The organism is Persicitalea sp. (assembly GCF_041751555.1).
GTDB lineage: Bacteria > Bacteroidota > Bacteroidia > Cytophagales > Spirosomataceae > Persicitalea.
Genome location: NZ_JBGSXF010000639.1, coordinates 1 through 3,565, shown reverse-complemented (window position 1 = coordinate 3,565; position 3,565 = coordinate 1). Strand labels below are relative to the sequence as shown.

4 protein-coding genes are annotated in these 3,565 nt (G+C 49.1%); 2 read left to right on the top strand and 2 right to left on the bottom strand.

Annotated features, from left to right (window positions below; all coding sequences use genetic code 11):
• Positions 1–51 precede the first annotated feature (51 nt).
• Together ACEW8P_RS22490 and ACEW8P_RS22485 are read left to right on the top strand one after the other, a co-directional pair.
• Positions 52–495: a hypothetical protein gene (locus ACEW8P_RS22490; protein ID WP_373515314.1), complete on the top strand. Its 444-nt coding sequence runs from the start codon at positions 52–54 to the stop codon at positions 493–495.
• Positions 496–508: 13 nt separating this feature from the next.
• The gene (locus ACEW8P_RS22485; RefSeq protein ID WP_373515313.1) at positions 509–952 is read left to right on the top strand and encodes a hypothetical protein; all 444 of its coding nucleotides are present in this window, start codon (positions 509–511) and stop codon (positions 950–952) included.
• Positions 953–1,007: 55 nt separating this feature from the next.
• On the opposite strand, the gene ACEW8P_RS22480 is transcribed toward ACEW8P_RS22485, so the two are convergent.
• Both ACEW8P_RS22480 and ACEW8P_RS22475 read right to left on the bottom strand, forming a co-directional pair.
• Entirely contained in the window at positions 1,008–2,714 is a 1,707-nt protein-coding gene (locus ACEW8P_RS22480; RefSeq protein ID WP_373515312.1) for an amino acid permease, read from the bottom strand.
• A gap of 350 nt (positions 2,715–3,064) precedes the next feature.
• On the bottom strand, positions 3,065–3,508 hold the full coding sequence (locus ACEW8P_RS22475; protein WP_373515311.1) for a hypothetical protein: 444 nt from the start codon (positions 3,506–3,508) through the stop codon (positions 3,065–3,067).
• Positions 3,509–3,565 lie beyond the last annotated feature (57 nt).

Below are 3,565 nucleotides of genomic sequence, written 5' to 3'. Positions count from 1 at the left end.
TTCCAACCATTCTACTTCTGGGCGGCTCTTGAATAAAAAGCTGACTCAGTTATGAAAAATTTTGCCCTGATTTTGGGAGTCGGCGTTATGATTTTTGCTTGTAAATCTGACCGGATAGGGTCGAAGCCCGTTGAATGCATTGTGGAGTATCGTGAAAGTATCTCCTTGAAGAAGTACTCTATGACTTTTTCTGAGATAGAGGATGGCAGGTGCCCTGAAAACGCCAATTGCTTCACAGGGGGGAGTGTCTATACAGATTTAAAATTCACTTCGACCAAAAGTGATTTGCCTGACAGACAGCTTAAGTTGTGCCTTGGGGATTGCTTTGACCTTAGGAAAAGCGGCATCGGGAAGCCGCAAGTTGCCAACATTGTTCTAGATGGTACAAAATATCTTTTTACTCTCTTGGAAGCAAATCCCTATCCCGCTACGAGCGAAGCGGCTCAGCAGAAGGACAAATATGAAATTAAACTAAAAATCCAAACAACACCTTAAATCCAGACCAGTCATGAAATACGCAACCATATTTCTAGGAATCGGCCTTGCACTCCTTTCCTGCAAATCAGACTCCCTCGAAGCCAAACTCAGCGACAAGACGCTGAAATACCAGGACGTCCTCAACCTCACGGGCGGCAGCCTGACCTTCGCCGACATCGAGGACAGCCGCTGTCCCGAGGACGTACAGTGCATTAGGGCCGGAGAGGCTATCGTGACGCTACAAACTCGCGGCGCGCCGACGGTCAACGAAAGCCAAATCGTAAAAATGTGCCTGGGCGACTGTATCGGGCTTTACCCTAAAGGCCGCTTCCGGGAAGCAGACACCGCAAACATAAGTTTGGACGGCACGAAGTACCGCTTGATTTTGACGGAAGTCAATCCTTATCCGAACACGACCAAACCCGTGCAGAAGAAGGATTACAACATCAAACTGAAAGTGGAGCAAAACCCATAGATAAAGAAAGCCGCAACGTTGCGGCTTTCTTTTTTATCAAGATATTCAGCAGAAACTAAACTTCCTCAATCTGCGCCAATTTACTCTTTCTGTATCCGTAGGAAAAGTAAATCACCAGCCCGATCACCAGCCAAATCACAAAAATAAGCCAGTTGGACGAGCCTAGCTCGGTCATCAGGTACAGATTTGTGAGAATTCCCATGACGGGCAGGATCGAGAAGTTGTACTTGAAGCTCATGATCGAGAGCGTGATCCAGGCAATCCAGAAAATGATGGTGAGTACTTTGTGTTCGATGATGTACACAAAAGAAGCATCGCTCCATTCAGCCAAGACGTTCTGACCATATACGAACAGAAGTACTATCGCCGTAATCAACCCTAATCCCACTAAATATTTCCCATTCAAGTAAGGTACCCGAAACTTCGACTGCTTGGAAATACCCGAATAATCAAGGTAGAGTACCCCGCCGCAGACGAGGATGAAGGCGAAGAAAGTACCGACACTCGTCAAATCCACGAAGAAATCCATTTCAAAAAACAAAGCCGGAATTCCTACGACTAAGCCCGTGATAATGGTGGCGAAGGAAGGCGTGTGGTACTTGGGGTGAATTTTGGAAAAACGCTTCCAAAGCAGTCCGTCTCGGCTCATCGTCATCCAGATTCTGGGTTGTCCGAGCTGGTACACTAGCAGTGCGCTCGTGATGGCAATTACCGAACTTACCGAAATGACCCCCGCCATAAAGTTCATGTCGATGCGCTGGAAGACGAAGGCCAACGGATCGTTCACATTCAGCTCCGTGTAGTTGACCATGCCCGTGAGCACAATCGTGATGAGGACGTACAACACCGTGCAGATCAGTAGCGTGTATATCATCGCCTTGGGCATATCGCGCTGCGGGTCTTTGCATTCCTCAGCGGTAGTCGAGATGGAGTCGAAGCCGATAAAGGCAAAGAAAACCGCCGCCACGCCACTCATGACGCCTTTGATGCCGTTGGGCGCGAAGGGCGTCCAGTTGGCGGGTTTGACGTAAAACGCTCCCACCCCGATCACGAGTAGCACGACGCCGATTTTGAGCACGACCATGATGTTACTCGCGGTACGCGATTCCTTAATACCGATATAAACCAGGGCCGTAACCAACAACGTGATGATCCCGGCGGGTAGATTGAAGATAATGTGCCAGTCGCCGATCATCGGGGCGTTTTGGTAGGCCAGGGCGGTATTTTGCTCGGCGATATTGAGCGAGTCGATGCCTTCCGTCTGTAATCGGGAGAAGGTTTCGGCGGCAGTAATGGGATTCGTAGAAAGCCAGGCCGGGAATCTTATCCCGAATCCTTCCAGCATACTCACAAAGTACTGCGACCACGAAATGGCCACCACCATATTGGAAACGGCGTATTCCAGAATCAAAGCCCAGCCAATAATCCAGGCGAACAACTCCCCAAAGGCCACGTAGGCGTAGGTATAAGCACTACCCGAAACTGGTACCGTACTGGCAAACTGCGCGTAGGATAGCGCGGTAAAAACGCAGGCGATGGCCGTGAACACAAACAGCAGCGATACGGCGGGGCCACCGTTGAAACTCGCCAAGCCGATTGTGCTAAATATCCCGGCCCCTATAATGGCCGCGATACCCAGCGACACAAGGTCTCGCACGCCGAGGGTTTTGACTAGCCCGCCCGACTCCGCGTCGGCTTTATGGGCTTCGCTCATAATTTGAGAAACGGTTTTCTTGCGAAAGAGGGAAGGATTTTTGGCCATGCAGAACGGGGGTAGATGGGCTTGGTTTACGAAATAAGCGGCTAAAATAGCGATTATTCGTGACCCTCAGACTTATGCGCCTTTATGGCTGGAAATTTTTGAGAGTTGTGATGGGGTAGAATACGCTTCTTCTTTGTGAGTACGGTGATTACTGTAGAAACAATCAGGTTTCATAATTTCTCGACATGATACAAACTCAATCAAAAGATAGGGGAATTGCCAGATATAGATTTGTCCCAGGCGAAATTTTATCCAAAACACAGAAAAAGCGGGCAACTCAATCGAGTTGCCCGCTTTTTTGTTGCAAAAGGACCTTCACCTAAAAGATAAAAGAATCTCCGGCTGTCTGATTATTTGCCGATTTTAACCACCTCCACCGCGCTGGCGGGAGCTTCGATCACATTTGGGGTCGAATCGCAAGGGCCCACACCAGGTGCAAGAAGATCGGAACACGGAGTCTCACAAACGCTTCCTCCGTTGAGATAACCGCCAACAGGCAATAAGGTTTTCGTAGGATCTTTCATCCCTTCACAGGAGCCGCAGCGGGCACCAATGCGAAGATAACGCTTGGCGATTTTTTCCCTCACCATCATAGTTACGCCAAAGTAGCAGACCATAACCAAATGATCCTTAGGGGCTATTGCGTTGACGGCTATCGGAGTATTGCCCAAAGCAATCCAGATTACGCTGGATTCGGGGGCAGATTGAACCTCATCAGGGCCAGGACTGGCGGCGAGGCAAAGGGCAGGGGCGGCCAGGAAGGCCAACAAAACGAGGGTACTTAGCTTTCGCATAGTTTGGTTGTGTCTAGGGTGAGAGAAATGAAAAAATTATATTATTCGCTCAATTTA

What these genes read in the sequence shown, in the direction of transcription:
- ACEW8P_RS22490 (WP_373515314.1), top strand. Translation starts at nt 52, where the DNA reads ATGAAAAATTTTGCCCTGATTTTGGGAGTCGGCGTTATGATTTTTGCT.
- ACEW8P_RS22485 (WP_373515313.1), top strand. Translation starts at nt 509, where the DNA reads ATGAAATACGCAACCATATTTCTAGGAATCGGCCTTGCACTCCTTTCC.
- ACEW8P_RS22480 (WP_373515312.1), bottom strand. Translation starts at nt 2,714, where the DNA reads ATGGCCAAAAATCCTTCCCTCTTTCGCAAGAAAACCGTTTCTCAAATT.
- ACEW8P_RS22475 (WP_373515311.1), bottom strand. Translation starts at nt 3,508, where the DNA reads ATGCGAAAGCTAAGTACCCTCGTTTTGTTGGCCTTCCTGGCCGCCCCT.